At 38.4% G+C, this 18,711-nt stretch carries 21 protein-coding genes; 9 read left to right on the forward strand and 12 right to left on the reverse strand.

What is annotated here, in order from left to right; all coding sequences use genetic code 11:
• The first annotated feature begins 54 nt into the window (after positions 1-54).
• On the forward strand, positions 55-1,092 hold the full coding sequence (locus ABFY81_RS06805) for a type IV pilus twitching motility protein PilT (RefSeq protein WP_019456823.1): 1,038 nt from the start codon (positions 55-57) through the stop codon (positions 1,090-1,092).
• A 27-nt stretch (positions 1,093-1,119) separates the two neighbouring features.
• Positions 1,120-2,238 carry a PilT/PilU family type 4a pilus ATPase gene (locus tag ABFY81_RS06810; RefSeq protein WP_004703285.1) on the forward strand — a complete coding sequence of 373 codons (1,119 nt, stop codon included), beginning with the start codon at positions 1,120-1,122 and terminating at the stop codon, positions 2,236-2,238.
• Between the two features lie 69 nt (positions 2,239-2,307).
• On the opposite strand, the gene fur is transcribed toward ABFY81_RS06810, so the two are convergent.
• Positions 2,308-2,745 carry a ferric iron uptake transcriptional regulator gene (gene fur, locus ABFY81_RS06815; RefSeq protein ID WP_004703287.1) on the reverse strand — a complete coding sequence of 146 codons (438 nt, stop codon included), beginning with the start codon at positions 2,743-2,745 and terminating at the stop codon, positions 2,308-2,310.
• A gap of 111 nt (positions 2,746-2,856) precedes the next feature.
• Between fur and bamE the strand changes: the two genes are divergently transcribed.
• The gene (bamE, locus tag ABFY81_RS06820; protein WP_004703289.1) at positions 2,857-3,255 is read left to right on the forward strand and encodes an outer membrane protein assembly factor BamE; all 399 of its coding nucleotides are present in this window, start codon (positions 2,857-2,859) and stop codon (positions 3,253-3,255) included.
• 55 nt (positions 3,256-3,310) lie between these two features.
• Here the strand turns inward: bamE and ABFY81_RS06825 are convergent, their stop codons facing one another.
• From ABFY81_RS06825 to ABFY81_RS06870, 10 genes are all read right to left on the reverse strand, one after another.
• On the reverse strand, positions 3,311-3,634 hold the full coding sequence (locus ABFY81_RS06825) for an RnfH family protein (protein ID WP_347913392.1): 324 nt from the start codon (positions 3,632-3,634) through the stop codon (positions 3,311-3,313).
• Complete coding sequence (locus tag ABFY81_RS06830) at positions 3,634-4,701, reverse strand: hypothetical protein (protein WP_347913393.1); 1,068 nt, start codon at positions 4,699-4,701, stop codon at positions 3,634-3,636. The genes ABFY81_RS06825 and ABFY81_RS06830 overlap by 1 nt, the downstream gene beginning before the upstream one ends.
• Before the next feature lie 152 nt (positions 4,702-4,853).
• A complete protein-coding gene (locus ABFY81_RS06835; protein ID WP_004703295.1) occupies positions 4,854-5,309 on the reverse strand; it encodes a bacteriohemerythrin in 456 nt (151 codons plus the stop codon).
• A 250-nt stretch (positions 5,310-5,559) separates the two neighbouring features.
• Positions 5,560-6,408, reverse strand: a complete 849-nt coding sequence (locus ABFY81_RS06840; protein ID WP_019456827.1) for a class II glutamine amidotransferase — start codon at positions 6,406-6,408, stop codon at positions 5,560-5,562.
• A gap of 108 nt (positions 6,409-6,516) precedes the next feature.
• Positions 6,517-7,299, reverse strand: coding sequence for a GNAT family N-acyltransferase (locus tag ABFY81_RS06845; protein WP_347913394.1), 783 nt, complete (start codon positions 7,297-7,299; stop codon positions 6,517-6,519).
• 117 nt (positions 7,300-7,416) lie between these two features.
• Positions 7,417-8,325, reverse strand: coding sequence for an acetylglutamate kinase (argB, locus tag ABFY81_RS06850; RefSeq protein WP_004703301.1), 909 nt, complete (start codon positions 8,323-8,325; stop codon positions 7,417-7,419).
• Between the two features lie 15 nt (positions 8,326-8,340).
• Positions 8,341-9,759: a phosphomannomutase/phosphoglucomutase gene (locus ABFY81_RS06855; protein ID WP_107972269.1), complete on the reverse strand. Its 1,419-nt coding sequence runs from the start codon at positions 9,757-9,759 to the stop codon at positions 8,341-8,343.
• Positions 9,760-9,954: 195 nt separating this feature from the next.
• Entirely contained in the window at positions 9,955-10,407 is a 453-nt protein-coding gene (gene dut / locus ABFY81_RS06860) for a dUTP diphosphatase (RefSeq protein ID WP_000868152.1), read from the reverse strand.
• A 25-nt stretch (positions 10,408-10,432) separates the two neighbouring features.
• Positions 10,433-12,472: a DNA helicase Rep gene (rep, locus tag ABFY81_RS06865; protein ID WP_004703308.1), complete on the reverse strand. Its 2,040-nt coding sequence runs from the start codon at positions 12,470-12,472 to the stop codon at positions 10,433-10,435.
• Between the two features lie 193 nt (positions 12,473-12,665).
• Positions 12,666-13,319, reverse strand: a complete 654-nt coding sequence (locus ABFY81_RS06870) for an OmpA family protein (protein ID WP_077170045.1) — start codon at positions 13,317-13,319, stop codon at positions 12,666-12,668.
• Between the two features lie 245 nt (positions 13,320-13,564).
• On the opposite strand from ABFY81_RS06870, the gene ABFY81_RS06875 reads away from it, so the two are divergent.
• The 6 genes from ABFY81_RS06875 (at position 13,565) to ABFY81_RS06900 (ending at position 17,925) form a co-directional block, all read left to right on the forward strand.
• Positions 13,565-14,491: an acyltransferase gene (locus tag ABFY81_RS06875; protein WP_019456831.1), complete on the forward strand. Its 927-nt coding sequence runs from the start codon at positions 13,565-13,567 to the stop codon at positions 14,489-14,491.
• Between the two features lie 14 nt (positions 14,492-14,505).
• Entirely contained in the window at positions 14,506-15,552 is a 1,047-nt protein-coding gene (locus ABFY81_RS06880) for a preprotein translocase subunit SecA (protein WP_151761679.1), read from the forward strand.
• 121 nt (positions 15,553-15,673) lie between these two features.
• A complete protein-coding gene (gene minC, locus ABFY81_RS06885) occupies positions 15,674-16,396 on the forward strand; it encodes a septum site-determining protein MinC (protein ID WP_347913395.1) in 723 nt (240 codons plus the stop codon).
• 70 nt (positions 16,397-16,466) lie between these two features.
• On the forward strand, positions 16,467-17,279 hold the full coding sequence (gene minD, locus ABFY81_RS06890; RefSeq protein ID WP_019456834.1) for a septum site-determining protein MinD: 813 nt from the start codon (positions 16,467-16,469) through the stop codon (positions 17,277-17,279).
• A 2-nt stretch (positions 17,280-17,281) separates the two neighbouring features.
• On the forward strand, positions 17,282-17,554 hold the full coding sequence (minE, locus tag ABFY81_RS06895; RefSeq protein ID WP_003653273.1) for a cell division topological specificity factor MinE: 273 nt from the start codon (positions 17,282-17,284) through the stop codon (positions 17,552-17,554).
• A gap of 83 nt (positions 17,555-17,637) precedes the next feature.
• Positions 17,638-17,925, forward strand: a complete 288-nt coding sequence (locus ABFY81_RS06900) for a PA4642 family protein (protein WP_004703320.1) — start codon at positions 17,638-17,640, stop codon at positions 17,923-17,925.
• 49 nt (positions 17,926-17,974) lie between these two features.
• Here ABFY81_RS06900 and rhtC read toward each other — a convergent pair whose 3' ends face one another.
• Positions 17,975-18,595 (reverse strand): threonine export protein RhtC, encoded by a 621-nt coding sequence (gene rhtC / locus ABFY81_RS06905; protein WP_004703321.1) that lies wholly within the window; start codon positions 18,593-18,595, stop codon positions 17,975-17,977.
• Between the last annotated feature and the right edge of the window lie 116 nt (positions 18,596-18,711).

Genomic DNA, 18,711 nt, shown 5'->3' on the forward strand with positions numbered 1-18,711 from the left:
AGCCGTATATTATTCTACAAAATAATGACATATTTTGATTTACTTGGGGAAATTATGGATATTACAGAGCTACTCGCCTTCTCTGTGAAAAATGGCGCTTCCGATTTGCATTTATCTGCTGGCATGCCACCAATGATTCGTGTCGATGGTGAAGTTCGCCGTATTAACTTACCAGCCTTAGAGCATAAAGATGTCCACCGCCTTGTGTACGACATCATGAACGATAAACAGCGCCGTGACTATGAAGAAAAACTCGAAACAGACTTTTCTTTTGAAGTACCAAATGTTGCACGTTTCCGTGTGAACGCATTTAACCAAAACCGTGGTGCTGGCGCAGTATTTCGTACCATTCCATCTAAAGTACTCACCATGGAAGATTTAGGCTTAGGTCAAATCTTTAAAGACATTTGCGACTATCCTCGCGGGATTGTCCTAGTTACAGGTCCAACAGGTTCAGGTAAATCAACGACGCTTGCGGCAATGATGGACTATATTAATGAAAACCGTTATGACCATATTTTAACGGTTGAAGACCCAATCGAATTTGTACACCAGTCAAAAAAATGCCTCATTAACCAGCGTGAAGTCCATCGTGATACACATGGCTTTAATGAAGCACTTCGCTCAGCACTGCGTGAAGACCCTGATATTATTTTGGTCGGTGAGATGCGTGACCTTGAAACAATTCGTTTGGCCCTTACAGCTGCCGAAACAGGTCACTTAGTATTTGGTACGCTTCATACCACATCTGCCGCTAAAACCATTGACCGTGTCATTGACGTATTCCCTGCCGAAGAAAAAGACATGGTACGTGCCATGCTGTCTGAATCTTTGCAAGCTGTTATTTCGCAAACCCTGCTTAAAAAGAACGGCGGCGGTCGTGTGGCAGCACATGAAATCATGATTGGTATTCCTGCCATTCGTAACTTAATCCGTGAAAACAAAGTCGCACAAATGTATTCAGCCATTCAAACTGGTGCTAACTATGGCATGACAACGCTTGACCAAAGCTTAAAAGGTTTAGTGTCACGTGGTGTAATTAGCCCACAAACTGCACGTACTGCGGCAAAACAGCCTGAATCATTCCTATAAAAATAACAAAATAGCGAGAATACAATTATGGATTTTAATGACTTGCTCAACCTGATGGTTGAAAAAAAATCATCGGATCTTTTTATTACAGATGGCGTTGCACCATCTATGAAAATTAATGGTCAAATTGTTCCCATTTCAAAGAATAGCCTTTCTGGCGAAGTGATTGGACAGCTCTTACATTCGATTATGAGTGAGAAGCAGCGTAAAGAATTTGCGGATACTCGTGAATGTAACTTTGCCATTATGAATCGTGACAAAACGGCACGTTTTCGTGTGAGTGCTTTTCAGCAACGCGACATGCCGGGCATGGTTCTACGTCGAATTGAAACGAAAATTCCTTCGATTGATGACTTACAGTTACCTTCTGTGCTTAAAGATTTATCAATGACCAAACGCGGCATTATTATTTTTGTAGGCGCAACAGGTACAGGTAAATCGACTTCGTTGGCTTCAATGATCAGCCATCGTAACCATAACTCTAAAGGTCATATCATTACTATTGAAGACCCGATTGAGTTTATTCACGAACATGCGGGCTGTATTATTACTCAGCGTGAGGTCGGTATTGATACTGACTCGTTCGAAATTGCTTTGAAAAATACTTTACGACAAGCACCCGATGTCATCTTAATTGGTGAGATCCGCTCTCGTGAAGTAATGGACTACGCGATTGGCTTTGCTGAAACAGGTCACCTTGTATTAGCTACCATGCACGCCAACAACGCTAACCAAGCACTCGACCGTATTATTCACTTCTTTGAAAGTGACCGCCACAGTCAGCTCTATATGGACTTATCTCTCAACTTAAAGGCCATGATTGCTCAGCAACTTATTCCAACGCCAGATGGAAATTCACGCCGTGCAGCGATTGAGATTTTAATTAACTCACCATTAATTTCAGACTACATCCGTAAAGGTGAAATTCATGAAATTAAGGACTTAATGAAACGCTCACGTGAACTCGGTATGCAAACCTTTGACCAGGCTTTATTTGACTTATATAAAACAGGTCAAATTACTTATAAAGATGCGCTTAAACATGCCGACTCACCAAACGATTTACGTTTGACGATTAAGCTTGCAAATGAAGGCCCAGATCAAATTGCAGAAGAAAAACAGCATTTGACTTTTGACCGCCAGTAATTTCTTCATAAAAAAAGGAAGGTTAAACGTAACCTTCCTTTTTTATTTGTTTTCTTTATGTGAAAACGATTATTTCTTGCGCAATGCATCCTGACATTCAGGTTCATTACAGTAACCATAGAGATTTAATGAGTGACCTGTTAAGGTAAACCCATGTTGGTCTGCTACAGCATGCTGTTCTTTCTCGATAACATCATTAGTAAATTCAATAACTTTGTTACAGTTTTGGCAAACTAAGTGATCGTGGTGATCTTCTTGCATAATTTCGAAAACAGAATGGTTATTTTCAAAATGATGACGTTGAATAATGCCCGCAGCTTCAAATTGTGTTAACACACGGTAAACTGTCGCAAGGCCGACATCTTCCCCTTGCTCTAACAAAGTCTTGTAAATATCTTCAGCGCTAAGATGATGTTGTTTTGAATTTTCTAATAATTCCAAAATCTTAATTCGTGGAAGGGTAACTTTAAGTCCAGCTTTGCGCAAATCTTGATTGGAAATAGGCATGAAAAAAGGTCTCTCAACAAATCTCAAGTTGGAATAGGCAATAGAATTTAGATGAAGTATGATCTATCCTTTGATCAAATGCATCATAATTTATTGGGATAGTGTAGCAAAATGCAAAAACTCGTGCTGACGTTATTCGTCACTTCACTCCTAGCTGGTTGTTCAATCTTTGGTGTGTATAAGGTTGATATTCCTCAAGGGACTCCATTGACTAAAGCTCAAGCCTCTCAAGTACAAGTCGGCATGAATTTCCAGCAAGTGCGCTTTTTGCTTGGTAGCCCAACAGTGACTGATCCGCTCAATCCACAACGTTGGGACTATATCTACAACTATATCCCGGGAACATATGCTAAAAAAGCGAAAATCCCCGCAGCACATGGTCAGCATTTAAAAATTTACTTTGATAGTACTGGAACTGTAACTAAAATTGAAGGTTTAGAGACTATTCCAGAATCGCAACCAGGTTTACCAGCTTCGAAAGAAGCGATTTTAACTGCCCCGCCACTATAATCGTTTTTTCTAATAAAAAGAAACCCCTCAAGTGAAAAAACTTGAGGGGTTTTGCTTATTGAGCTGATTGCTTAAAGCGATTACTTTTAATGTAGCGGCCTACAGGATTCTTCGCAGCACGATTACGGCGAATGTCTTTTGGATTAATTGTTAAAGGTCTATAAACCTCAACTCGATCACCCGCATGTAATGCTGTATCCGCTTCTACTTTTACTCCAAAAACACCGAGCTGAAGAGGTTCTGACAATTCAACTTGATTTAACAAACCACTTGCTTGTACTGCCTGCAAAGCACTCATACCCTCTACAAATGGAATAGAAATGAGAAACTGTTGTTCTGGTGCGGCAAAAGCCACCCAAACTTGTTGAATACGTTCCATTAAATACTTTGTCCAATTACGGCAATCATTGCCAGAACAATTGAAAGTGGCAAAACAATTCGTACAGCAATGCGCCATAAATTATAGAAAAGCTCGTTGCTGAAATTCATTGATTTACGCAAATGGCTAATTTTCATAATCCAGCCAGCAAAAATGGCATAGATCAAACTAATGAGTAAGCCCCAAAGCATAAGAATTAGCGTAAATAAGTGATGAAGTTCAGGCACCGCCCAAACTGCAATGGCAACAACAAGAATTACCCACTGTAAAACAATCATGAGCTGACGCTGAGCTAATTGTTCTCGCGCCAATTGCACAAATAGCGCAGATGTCATCACACCTGTAAATATCCACGTCAAAACAGGTAATTGAGCTTGAAGCGAAAAGAAGCCAAAAGCAATTACAGCAATGAGCTGGGCCAACCAAATTGGCAGCACAGTTTTAGTTGCACCGTCTTCTGCTTTAACTGTACCCACTGTATTTTGCCAGTAAAGTCCTAAACCCAAACCGCTCGCTACAAGAGCAAGTACAGTTGCATTACCCCACTCTTTGAACTCAACATTGGTCCAATGCCAAGGTTGTAAAGTCGTTCCCATCATGTTTGCCAACACAATAGAAGCAATTACTCCAACAGTCATTAATAAAATAAGAATTTGACGTGGAATAAAAGATAGTACTAAGGCAGCAACAGCAAGGCCTGCAAAAATAATTTGCCCAGAAATACTTGGAGCAAATTGTGCAACTAATATATTGCTTGCAGTGCTCAAAACATTACCAGCTAAGAAAGGAATAAAAACAACAGCAAGCCAGCCAACCACACGCCATTTAGATGAACTATCTGCTTCACGAGTTAGACTCGATAGCGCATTTAAAGCTGTCGTTTTAGATCGTTTTGCTAAAGCAATTTCCAAATAACAAACTGGTAATGCCAATAACAACATTGTACCAAACCACAATAACCAGAAATCGAGCTGACGATCAATCTGGATGCCCATAGTTGGGGCCAAAGTAGCCATGATGACAAAAGATAAGCAAAACGCCATAAGAGGCGATAACCAACGTGACATAGGTATGTCCTGCATTATGCATTCCTTGAAAAAGTCTATAGATATTTTGCCCGTCTCATGCATGAAAATCAAAGTTTGCGCCATAAAAAAAGCAAACCACCGAAACGATAGTTTGCCGCGCTAACGATAATTTAGAGTTTTTCTAGTTAAAGTTATGAGAAAAAACGAGCGAACCAGTTTTTTCCTTTCTTCTTTTCCTTTTCTCTAATGATTCCCATCATATTTTCTTTTACTGCTCCTACATAATCGGCATCATCATGTTGAATATGATTAATGAGCCATTTAGCCAAAATTTCTTGTAATTCGGCTTCAATGGTATGACCCATTTCAAAACGTTCACGATATAGCTCAATTTTTTTAATAAATAAGTCATGTACACGTTTATGAGGTACTCTATATTTATAATCGGCTTCTTCTTGTAAACTTTCTTCAAAAGTAAAATGTGACTGCGTATAATCGATAATATTATCTAAAACATCTTTAATACGACGTCTATCTTCATCATCTTTTACATCATCAATCTGATTAATATAATCAAGTATCCGTTTATGTTGCTCATCAATAACTTCAATACCGGTATTATATTCTAAAGCCCATTTCATTTTCATACACCACCCCCAATGATGTTCAATGACTGTTGCATAAATCGCATTTTATAGTTAAAGGGGATAAATAAAAACAAACCTATTTTGTCGGCTTTATATAATAAAAATAAATTAAAACCCAAAGTATTGATTTACATAAAATTAATTAATATTAACCAACTAAAACGATAAAGTATTTTTTAAACAAAATACTTTATCGCTAAGTAAATAAAAATATATGTTTTTAAAAGAATTATATTTATTTTAGTTAAAATTAATATTGATCTGCACGAGTAATACGCTTAAGTTCCGGATTTTTCTCTTCACGTATTAATCTTTCAACATGTGTTATTGCTTTTTTTATAGGCATTCCATTTTGGAATAAAATCATTTCACCCGGTTGATAAGCTGTCCAGTTTTCATTATGGGTTAAAGGCTCAGTGGTAATAACTGCCACTCGGTCTTCTGGAGTAGTCACTTGACTAAAATCAACTTCAACATCTAAATCAATTAAATGTGCATTGTTAAATGGATATTCTCGGACTAACCAATGCAATTTAGTAATTGCATAACTAAATAAAGCTTTACCATTAGATAAACAGAAATTAAAGGTGCCATATTCTGCAATTTGCGGAGAAATCTTTTCTAATACTTCAAATATTTGCTCAAGACTTGGCTCTTCATAACCAAATACTTCTACCAGTTGGTCTAATAAATAACAAAATGCTCTTTCGCTATCTGTATTACCTACAGGTGTAAAACGTCCGCTCAAAGGTGGATCAAAATCATGTAAATCGCCATTATGAGCAAAAATCCAATGACGTCCCCATAATTCCCGAATAAATGGATGCGAGTTTTCCAGTGTAATTTTACCTTGGGTCGCCTTACGAATATGCGCAATCACATTACGCGATTTGATAGGATAATTACGAATAAGGTCGGCAATTGGCGATTCAACCGCAGACTGGTTATCTACAAATAAGCGGCATGCCTTGTCTTCAAAAAAAGCAATACCAAAGCCATCACTATGGTCAGAGGTAATTCCTGCGCGCTGTGAAAAACCACGGAAAGAAAAAGTGATATCCGTTGGTGTTGCACAATTCATTCCTAATAGCTGGCACATATTGTTCTAAACTTTTCGCTTCATTACCCCATACGCACTATTGTGCATGAGAGTAAAATAGCTTGTAAATCCCAATATGCGCTCGCTATTACAAAATATAAGATATCTTTATCGTTGAGCCATTTTGTTCATTACAAATGAAGTAGCAATTTTATTCACTTCTAAGAATACAAAGTAATCCAGACAATTAAATTTATCATCGAAAAAAGCTTCTTTAGACAGTTTAGATTGCATACTCAAATACATTTGGAACAGTTTCGGCATACGCTCATCTTGAGGAAAACTAAACTCTGGATATTCAGGTTCATAAATCTTTTTAGAACGAATATCGATGGTTTTAGCGTCTGGTAATTGCTGAATCTGACGATGCGTATAATACGCTCTAGCCAAATTATCCTGAAGGTGAATACTCACACAACCCATCAAGTATTTAGCACGCATTGACCACAACACTTTAGGTGCAAGGTTCATCCAAAGCGTAGAAAGTGCCTTACCATTACGAAAGCGCGGATGCACACAGGTACGCCCTATTTCCAATAGGTTTGGCAAGTGTGATAACTGAGGGACAATATCAAACTCATGGGCACTATAGCTTTGTCCAATTTCATGGCCTTGGAAGAGTTTAAGTCGTGTATAAGCCACAATCTCTCCCGTCCATTTCTCACGTAATACTGCATGCTCACAGCTAAAATCGTAAATATCTTGATCTAAATTATCTTCAAAATGAATGCCAAATTGTTTACTAAACTGTTGTGCACGGAACCGTTGTACATCTTGTAATTCTTTTAAATTATCAACCCATTCAAAGCGAAACTGTGTTTGATTACTAGTCTTATGGCGATTTAGAGGTAAAGTCCAGGTTTGGCGATATTGATTAAATTTTTCCAGCATAATGAACGCTCCTAGTGACACCCCTTACACTAGTCAAAGCTCATGACAAAAAAATGACCAAAATTAAATGACATAAAAAAGACCACTTAGCGTGATCTTTTCATAAAAATACTCACTTTAGTGAGAAGCATTTGTACGATTAGAAATAAGCGTACCCACACCGTGATCTGTAAAAATCTCAAGTAATGTCGCATGTGGTACACGGCCATCTACAATATGAGCACTGACAACACCACCTTTCACTGCATCAAGCGCACAACCGACTTTAGGAATCATTCCACCATAAATCACGCCGGTTTCAATTAAACGGTCAACTTCTTGGGTGCTTAAACCTGTTAACAGATTTTTGTTTTCATCAAGCACACCAGTAATATTAGTCAGCAGAATTAATTTTTCCGCCCCTAATGCCTCCGCAACTTTACCAGCAACTAGGTCAGCATTAATGTTGTAGGTATTGCCTTTTTCATCAACACCTAATGGTGCGATAACAGGAATAAAATCACTTTGAGTAAACATCTCTAATACATCTGTTTTTACCCCAGTAACTTCACCCACCATACCTAAGTCAATATGTCTGATCGAACCGTCTTCTTCTTGTTTTTCCATTAATAATTTACGGGCACGTAATAGATTGCCATCTTGACCCGTTAAGCCAATCGCACGTCCGCCATGCTTATTAATTAAATTAACAATCGACTTGTTTACGCTACCGCCTAATACCATTTCAACCACTTCCATAGTGGCTTCATCGGTCACACGCATACCGTCAATACGATCAGACTCACGACCTAATTGTTTTAGGAAAGAGTCAACTTGTGGGCCACCACCATGCACAACAATCGGGTTTAAACCCACTGTTTTAAGTAAAACGATATCTCGGGCAAATGAACTTTCCAACTCTGGATCAGTCATCGCATTACCACCGTATTTCACCACCAGCGTCTTACCGGAAAAACGTTGAATATATGGCAAAGCTTCAATTAAGATTTTTGCTTTGTCGACGCCAAGGTGCTGATGTTGTGGCATTGCGCCTCTCCTTACTTAGGCTTCAGAAAGTTCTTGTGCAATTTGCGGGTAACGCTCTTGCAACATATCAATAAATTTTTGCTGGATTTCCTTTAAACGTAAAGGACTATCAGCATCAAATCTTACGGTAAAATACTCACCTGTATTTGATGCTCGAATAATGCCAAAACCATCCTCAAAATCAAGACGTACACCATCAATTTTACTAATATGTGCGCCTAGACGATGGCTCAAAATTTCAATATCTTGTAGTACATGCTTAGGGTCTGAATGGTGAGTACTGATATAGGTATCTTCGGTACAGCATCTTTCAGGATAAATAGAAAATAACTCAGAAATAGTTTTTGCTTTAGATTGAGTAAAATATTCCATTACACGCAGTGCAGCATATATTCCATCGTCATATCCAAAACCGCGTCCGTCATTAAACACATAATGACCCGCGTATTCACCACCAAAAATGGCTTGCCCTTTAGACTTGGATAAATATGAACGAAGGAAGCTACTTCCAGTACGAATCATTTTCGGTTTACCGCGTAGTTGCTCTACAGTTCTTTGAACCATAAGCGAACATTTCACATCAAATACAATTTCTTTATCTGGTTGCTGTTCTAGGCACATTTGTGCAAAGAGTGATAAAAGACGATCCGCTGTTAGAATATTTGCTTTTTCATCGAGTAATACGACACGATCGCCATCACCATCAAGCGCAATACCAATATCTGCCTGTAGCTCCACTACTGCTTTACGTAAATTCGTTAAATGTGCTGCGTAGGATGGATCAGGAGCATGATCTGGGAATTCACCATTTGGGGTAGTACGTAAAGCAATGACTTCACATCCCATTTTCTCAAGTACCAGCTTTGAGCAATGCCCTGCCGAACCATGTAAACCATCAAGCACTACTTTTAATGGGCGTCTGAGTTGAATATCGTTAAAAAGAGCTTGTTGGTATTTTTTGCAAAATTCTGATTTAAATTGAGCGGTTGATAATTCTAATAATGATATTGGATGAACAGGAACATAAGTTTGCGCAAACTCACCGACTTGCTGAATCATTTCTGGGGATGGAGGTTCCCCTTTTAAGATCCATTTAATACCATTATCTGATTTAGGATTATGGCTAGCGGTTACCATAATGCCGTTGCCGCCAAACTCACGTGCAATGTAATACATCATCGGGGTTGAACAACAACCAATATTTGTAACTGTTAAACCCTGCTCTATTAACATCTCTTCAATTAAATGAGCGTAAGATGGGCTTGTGAGACGGGCATCATAGCCAATCACTAATTGAGTTTGTGCTGCTTGTTTATATTGTTGTGCCAATCCATAGGCAATTGAACGGACGACGTCTGTAGTTAAATAAGAAAGTTTGCCTCTGATATCGTAAGCACGGAAAATATTTTTTGGAAATGAGTGTCTTACATTCATAACGTATCTTCTATTTAAAGATCAATCTGATCTATCGCAAAAACATAGAGTATTCAAAATTTGAAAGGGTATTTGCTAAAAAAGTTAAAAGAGTATGAGTAAAGCGTTTTGTAATATAATTCATTGTAACATTCAAGACATAAAAAGAAACACCTGTAAAACAGGCGTTTCTTTCAATCATTTTTTATAAGCTAATTATTGTTTACCCGTGTGACCAAAGCCACCCGCACCGCGTAAAGTTTCTTCAAATTCCTCTACTTGTTCAAACTCAGCCTGAACCACCGGAACTAAAACATACTGTGCTAAACGCTCACCCGGTTCTAAACGGAAAGTCGTTTGACCACGGTTCCAAACTGAAACCATCAATTCACCTTGATAATCCGAGTCAATTAATCCAACCAAGTTACCAAGAACAATACCGTGTTTATGGCCTAAACCTGAACGCGGTAAAATTAAACCAGCAAAATTCACATCATGAATATAAATTGCCATACCTGTTTTAACTAATACGGTTTGACCTGGTTCAATTTCAATTGCTTCATCTAAACAGGCACGTAAATCTAGACCTGCTGACCCTGCTGTTGCATATGAAGGTAAAGGCCATTCTTTACCTAAACGCGGATCGAGCAATTTAACTTGAACTTTCATGGGATTTCCTAAAAATTAAAAAAAATTAACGCTTTAATAAAGCTTTTAAATTTGCCAAATATTGTTGAGCCTGTTCTTTAGGGTCAACATTTGCTGCAATTTTCTTTTTACGCCCTAACCATTCGAGCTCGTCTTGCGGAAGCTCATCAAGGAAACGGCTTGGGGTCATCTGTTTCATTTGACCGCCATTTTTACGCTGTTCTGCCAAAGTTAAAGTTAAGCCTTGACGTGCACGGGTAATTCCCACGTACATAAGACGGCGTTCTTCTTCAATGGTTTCAGCTGCAATCGAGTTTTTATGCGGTAAAAGCTCTTCTTCAAGTCCCATAATGTACACATATGGGAACTCCAAACCTTTTGCTGCATGCAAAGTAAGTAGGTTTACTTTGTCAGTGTCCTCTTCTTCTTGCTGCTGTTCTAACAAATCGAGCAAGACCAGTTTTCGAATAACGCTTTCAATGTTCTTTTCATCTACATCTTCTGCACGATTAATCAGATTTTGAATACTGGTAAATAAATTCTCGATGTTATCGAGTTTACTTTTCTCTTGAGCAGGTGTTGCTGACTGTTCACGGATATAGTCGATATAACCCGCTTCATTCATCATTTGACGAACTTTAGGCACAGGCTCATCATCTTCTAGCAACTCACGCGTAAATGTCGCAATAAAGTCGGCAAACTCATGCAATTGAGTTTCTGCTTTTTTAGGAAGAACCATGCTTAAGCGTTGATCAGAAGAAGCGCCAAGTAAAGACAAATTATTTTCTTGCGCAAATAAACCTAGCTTCTCAAGAGTAACTGGCCCAATCGCACGTTTAGGCGTATTAATAATACGCAAGAAAGCACTGTCATCTTCAGGGTTAATAATAAGACGTAAGTAGCTCATCACGTCTTTAATTTCTGCACGAGCGAAGAACGAGGTACCGCCAGAGAGTTTATAAGGAATTTGCATTTGGCGAAGCTGGGTTTCTAATACACGCGCCTGAAAGTTACCACGGTACAATACAGCGTAATCTTTCCAGTTCTTACCGTTCATCAGCTTATGAGTCAGTAAATCTTTGACTACGCGTTCAGCTTCATCGTCATCATTACGGCAAGTAATAATTCTGATGACCTCACCATGGCCTTTATCACTCCACAATTTCTTATCAAAAATATGCGGGTTATTCTGAATAACGCAGTTCGCAGCTTTCAAAATACGGCTAGTCGAACGGTAGTTCTGCTCAAGCTTAATAATATGTAAATTTGGAAAATCCTGTTTAAGCAAAGCCATGTTTTCAGGCTTCGCTCCACGCCATGCGTAAATCGATTGGTCGTCATCACCTACCGCGGTGAACTGCCCCATTACACCAACCAACAGTTTCACTAAAATATATTGCGCGGTGTTGGTATCTTGATATTCATCGACCAATAAATAACGAACGCGGTTTTGCCACTTGTCACGTACTTCTGCATTTTCTTGCAGTAAGCGGGTTGGCATAACAATCAGGTCATCAAAATCGACAGCATTGTAGGCACGTAAATTACGTTCATAAAGTTGATAAAGATGCGCAAACTGCACATCTTCAGGAGTTTCACACGTCGAATGTGCTTGTTCTGGCAAAATCAGATCATTTTTCCAATCTGAAATTTTCTTCATTGCCTTGGCAATTAATTCTTTGCTTTCTGCACCCGACAAATTATCGCGATGCATCAAATCCATCAAAATACGTTTACAGTCATCCGCATCCAAAATCGAAAAATTAGCTTTTAAAGGTAAATTTTTAAGTTCTAAACGTAAAAGATTTAAGCCAAACGTATGGAAAGTCGAGACTGATAAACCTTTTGCTTCTTCGCGTGATAAAAGCTTGGTTACACGCTCTTTCATTTCACGTGCGGCTTTATTGGTAAAGGTCATCGCTGTTATACGATGCGCAGGAATACGACAATGCTGCACCAAATAGGCAATTTTACGGGTAATTACCGATGTTTTACCTGAACCAGCACCAGCAAGCACCAATAAAGGGCCTTGAGTATATTTCATGGCTTCTTCTTGCTTGTCGTTCAATTGACTGGCAGCTGACATCGTGTATTACCTCTTAATTTTTCGAGCATGATTATAGTCATCTCTTTTTTAGAATCCCAATAATAAATCTGCGGATATGTATAAATGATGTCTAATAATGCAATTTATGCGCCGTAGAATGTCGTGATTATTTCTTGTACTGCACCCATAAAAAAACCACCCGAAGGTGGTTTTCGAAACAATAAATTAACTCTTATTGTTTAGCATAAATGCTGATTTCTACGCGACGGTTTTGTTCACGACCAGAAGCAGTTGAGTTGTCTGCGATTGGGTTAGAAGAACCATAACCTTGTGCATCAATACGAGTAGAAGATACACCTTTACCAGCTAAATAGATTTTAACTGATTGAGCACGTGCTTGAGATAATGGAATGTTGATAGAGTCATTACCAGTGTTATCTGTATAACCAGTAACTAAAATCGCACTCTTGTTATCTTCAGCTAATGTTTGAGCTACTTTATCCAAAGTTGCATAGAAGTTTGGTTTGATGTTTGATTTGTTTGTATCAAAAGTAATGCTACCTGGCATAATCAATTGAACAGAACCATCTGGGTTACGGCCTACTTCTACGCCAGTACCCGCCATTTGCTCACGTAATTTTTTCTCTTTGTTATCAAGATATAAACCACCAGCTGCACCAAGAACTGCACCGATTGCCGCAGCACGGTTGTTTTGACGGCTAGAGTTTGCACTTGATTTAGAAATACCATAACCTGCTGCTGCGCCAATTAAAGTACCTAATGCGGCTTTATCGTATTCAATTCCACCTAGGTTGTTACCTGTTGTCTGACAACCAGATAATACTACTGCTGCCCCTACGACTGTTGAAATAACTAGTGCACGCATTGCATGCCTCCTCACTTTGTGTGTTTTGTTGTCTGGATGAATAATGAAACAAAAAGGAAGTATAAAACATTGATATTTTGTTAATAATAAACAGTTTAGTTATTTTTTTGTAATATTTTGATGCACTTTAAGATGCGCACTCATCACAATTTCTTCATTGTTATCTAAGATATCGTTGTATTTCATTTCACGATAGTTATAGTTGAACAACTTTCCATGGATTTTAGATATTCGGGGTCATTTATATGTCAACTGCACCCAATAAGCAATCTGCGCTAAAAAAAATTACACGTGGACTCACTGTAGGTACAGTCATCACAGGTAGTACTTTTTTTCATGGGCCACCTGTATTGGCTTTAGGTTTGACTAAGCTGTTAAAAAAATCTTCTAAAGTTGATGAAACCAATATTCAAATTACAAATAGCTGGCTTGGTGTAAATAACTGGCTCATTGATCATGTTTTACCAAATTTAAAATGGGATATTACGATCGATGAAGGTCTTGATTTGAGTATGCAAGGCCGTTATGTAATGACCTGTAACCATCAAAGTTGGGTTGATACGACAGTAAATCAATATTTTGGTTTAACACGTATGCCCCTTACCCGTTTTTTTACCAAATGGGAACTCATCTTTATTCCGTTCGTTGGTCAAGCCTTTAAAATTTTAGGCTTCCCAATGATGAAGCGTCATACTAAAGAGCAAATTGCGAAAAACCCTGAGCTCAAAGACCGCGATATGATGGAAGCACGTAAAGCATGCGAACAGCTCTTAAGCCAACCTTTTACATTATTAAACTATTTGGAAGGTACACGTTTTACTCAGGAAAAACATGATCAACAAAATTCGCCATATAAACATTTGTTAAAACCTAAAGCAGGTGGTTTGGCGTTGGCTCTAAATATTTTGGGCGACAAAATTGATGCTTTGGTTGATATGACGATTGTCTACCCTGACGGTGTACCGGGCTATGGCGACTTCTGGTTAGGTGATGTTTCAAAAATTGCGGTAAATCTTCGTAAAATTGAAATACCAGCTTGGGTACTCGGTGGTAACTATGAAGATGACCCAGTTTATCGTGAACGTTTTCAACAATGGGTACACGAGCTTTGGACTGAAAAAGATCAACTTATCGAACAAATGAAAGCTCGATATACTACTTCAACTCATTAAAAGCATTTATAGCTATGCAAAACAGTTCCAGAAAACAAGCAAAATATTACCATATGGATCCAAACAGCATTTCATTTAAGCTGTTTTTGGTTTATGACATCTTTATGGTGTTTATTATTATTTTCAATCTGTTCTGTCTTGCAGCAAATTTCTTTTTAATGAGCAGTATTGGGGCATGGTTTTTTGAACATATCCACTTGCCCCAAGTACTCACCTTTTATAAAACCTATTTACATCCATGGGTAATTACAACAGAAGCTTGGTTTATTGGTTTTTTAATTACTGAATTTCTTGTCCGTTGGGGCATCTCTATTTTTTATAAACACCATAAACGTTGGTTCTTCTTCCCATTTATTCACTGGTATGAAATTTTAGCCATCATTCCTCAATTGCGTTTTTTACGTTTGTTTCGTGCTGGCATTATTGCCTATCGTTTATATGAATTAGGCTATCCTATTATTCCTGAAGGCTGGAGAAAAAACGGGCTATTTTATTATCGCGTCGTCATGGAAGAACTATCTGACCGTGTTGTTATTACAGTTATTGATGGCATTCGAAATGAGCTACAGACCAGCTCAACACATAAACAAATTATTCACGACTTGGTTAATCATCATCGTGAACAATTTACAATTACCCTGACCTCTATATTGCAAGAATCATTAGCGACTGCTTTAAAAGAACAAAAGCCAGCAATCACAAAAGGCGTTGGGCAGATTGTTGATCAGGCAATAGAGGATACGCCTGAGTTAACTCAATTATTACGCTTAATTCCTTTAGTGGGTGGTCGTATCGAACAGCAAATCCAAAGTATTGGACAACGGCTCGGTGAAAATATCAGTGCAGGTTTAATTGAACCATTGGTTGAAGGATCAAAAGAGCACCCAAATGCAACTTATCAATTAATTTCAGAAAAAATAAGTAACGTGAATATTAATAACCGTGAGCTTGAGCAACTTGTAGAGTCTGTGGTGTTTGAAAGCCTAGAAGCAATTCGCAAACAAGTTAAGGTCAAACAGTGGCAACAAACCCTTGCGGAGCGTGATCGAATCAAAGAATAAGCATTTACTTAATTTTTTATGAAACACGCTAGAGAATTGGCACGATTTGTTCTAGCATTTGCTCTATTTACAATAAACTTAACGATATTACAGCTCGTTTTAACGCCTTGAAGGAAGACTTATGGCTGATATCCGGATTACCGGCAGAATGGTTAACTTTAGCAGGATAACCTTCGATACGAATGATCATGATGTGATCCGCCAGCAATTATCAAACATATTAAATGAAGGGTCCTATCAGGGAACTCTCGTTATTATAGATAGTACTGTTGAACAAGAGTTGATTGCTTTAATTCAGCTGTTAGTCAGCTTAGGTTTGCAACCAATGGCAGTTATTGATGGTATTTTGGGTGATGAAGCACGCGCTATTCAGTTCCCTGTATTACCAGCAGATCAGCCATTACAACGTATTAAAGCAACTGCCGAGCAAATCGCAATTGTAGAGAAACCGGCACCTGCACAAGCTTCAGCAGAAACAAAAAAACCACTAAATAATAATGCAGTTGCCCATATTACCTCTTATCATGATGAAATTTTGCGTACAGGCCAATCTCTTGTACAAGACCAAGGCGATATTATTTTAAAAGCTGGCATGAATAGTGGATCTGAAGTGATTGCTTCAGGAAATATACATATTTATGGCACAGTTCGTGGTAGAGTCATTGCTGGTGCGGGTGGGCACGCTGCTGCACGTATTTTTTGCCAATCTTTAGAGGCTGAACTCGTTTCCATTGCCGGAACATATTGTGTCGCAGATGATATCCCTAAACATGTGGTAAAAAAGCCAGTACATATTTATTTAAATGAAAAGCAAGAGCTTGAATTTGAAGCTCTAGAACTTTAGTTTATTAAGCAAATCACCAAAAAACAGCCCTTTTAAGGGTGTATGTATGACCATAATAGGAGTGGATTCGGTGGCCAAAATTGTTGTCGTAACATCAGGCAAAGGTGGTGTAGGTAAAACTACAACGAGTGCATCTTTTGCAACAGGTTTAGCCCTTCGTGGTCATAAAACTGTTGTGATTGACTTTGATGTAGGCTTACGTAACCTTGATTTAATTATGGGGTGTGAGCGTCGTGTTGTTTATGATTTTGTCAATGTAATTAACAATGAAGCACGTCTGCAACAAGCCCTTATTCGCGATAAAGATATCGAAAACCTTTACATTTTACCGGCTTCACAAACCCGTGATAAAGATGCTTTGAGCGACGAAGGTGTTGCTCGTGTGATTGACGAACTTGCTCAAGAATTTGATTACATTATTTGTGACTCACCTGCTGGAATTGAGCGTGGTGCAATTTTAGCAATGTACCATGCAGATGAAGCAATCATTGTGACAAACCCTGAAATTTCTTCAGTACGTGACTCTGACCGCATCATCGGAATGTTAGACAGTAAAACTAAAAAAGTTGAACACAACGAAGGACGTATACGTAAGCATTTATGTATTACACGTTTTAACCCTGAACGTGCTGACCGTCAGGAAATGCTGACGATTGATGATATTTCTAAAGATATTTTACGCGTACCGACATTAGGTGTTATTCCTGAATGTCCAAGCGTATTACAAGCATCAAACGAAGGTAAGCCAGTTATTCTGTATTCAGAAACTAAAGCTGGCCAAGCGTATGATGACTTGGTTGCTCGCTTTCTTGGCGAAGAACGCCCTTATCGACACATCACAGCTCAACCTAAAGGCTGGTTAGCACGACTATTTGGAGCGTAGATATGGCAGGATTCTGGAGTAAATTATTTAGCAGTGACGAAAAGCCATCAAGTGCTCAAACTGCTAAAGATCGTTTAAAAGTTATTGTTGCATCAGAACAAGGTTTAGGCCGTCGCTTAAGCCAAGACAAGATTGACCAAATGAAGAAAGAAATCATGCAGGTGGTGAGTCGTTATGTCAGCGGTGTAGGCGAACAGCATATCCAAATGCAAGTTCGTTCTGAAGCAAATATCGAAATGTTAGAAATGAATATCAATTTACCTGAAGAACGATAATTCTATTTCTGACTATTCAACACATCAGAATCAAGGCAAAATAACGCAAGTTATTTTGCCTTTTTTAAAATGAGGAGATTGTCATGGCATTATCACAGCCAGCAACTTTCAATGAAGAATGGTCCGATGAGCGTGTTTTTGCCTACCTCAACCAACTTCCTCCAAATGGTGTGAACGCAGATTTTCATGTGCTCTACCATGCTTTCAAACATATGCGTCCAAATGACTATGAACGTCTTTTGACTAAATTTGTTGCAGATGGACGAGATATCAATGCAACAGATCCTGAAGGTGAACGCATCCATGACGTGATTGCTAAGTTTCCTCGTCAATCAGCGCCGTTTTTAGAAGTTTTAGCAAAATTTGCTTAAGCTTAAAAATAAAAAAAGCCTCTTTAAGAGGCTTTTTTATTGTCTGGATTTAGCGATTTCCAATGAGGAAAATACCAAATACAGTGAAAATACCACCTGAAATACCATCAATCCATTTTGAAAAATTACGGTAAGCCACTCTGAAACTCGGTAACGAGAAAATAAACGTCACAAAGCAGAACCATAAAATCGTTTCAACCGACACAATAATAAAAAGCAACCAATGAACTTGATCAAGCTGAGGGTTAGCTAAAAATAAAGAGAACACACTACCGAAATAAATCACAGCTTTCGGATTCGATAAATTGGTCAGCAATCCTTTCATAAAAAATAAGTAAGGTGCTTTAGGTAACTCAACCTCCGTAACCTCTTCCTGCTGATTTTTTGAAAATGCCGAACGTAACATTTGATAGCCTAACCAACATAGGTATAAACCACCAGCTATAAGCAAACCTTGCTTTAACCAAGCCATTTTCTCGAAAATAATATTTAAGCCCATCAGTGCTAAAGATGCCCAAAACATAACGCCTGCTGTTATTCCTGCCACAACCAGCATTGCTTCTTTCCGAGATCGGCTTACCGCGGTCTGCGATACTAGAAAGAAATCAGGCCCTGGAGTAATAAGCGCACAAAAATGAATAAAAGCTAACGTAATTAACGCGACTAGCATGTTGTCCTCCTGATTTGTTTCATTGTTTTTTATTTAGAAGCACACATTAGCATTTTTTACTATTTGATAAAATCTTAACCTTTCAGTTCAGGGCTATTATTTTTAACCATAAAAAA

Origin of the sequence: Acinetobacter sp. WA-87 (genome assembly GCF_039938935.1) — a bacterium.
In the GTDB taxonomy this organism is placed as follows: domain Bacteria; phylum Pseudomonadota; class Gammaproteobacteria; order Pseudomonadales; family Moraxellaceae; genus Acinetobacter; species Acinetobacter seifertii.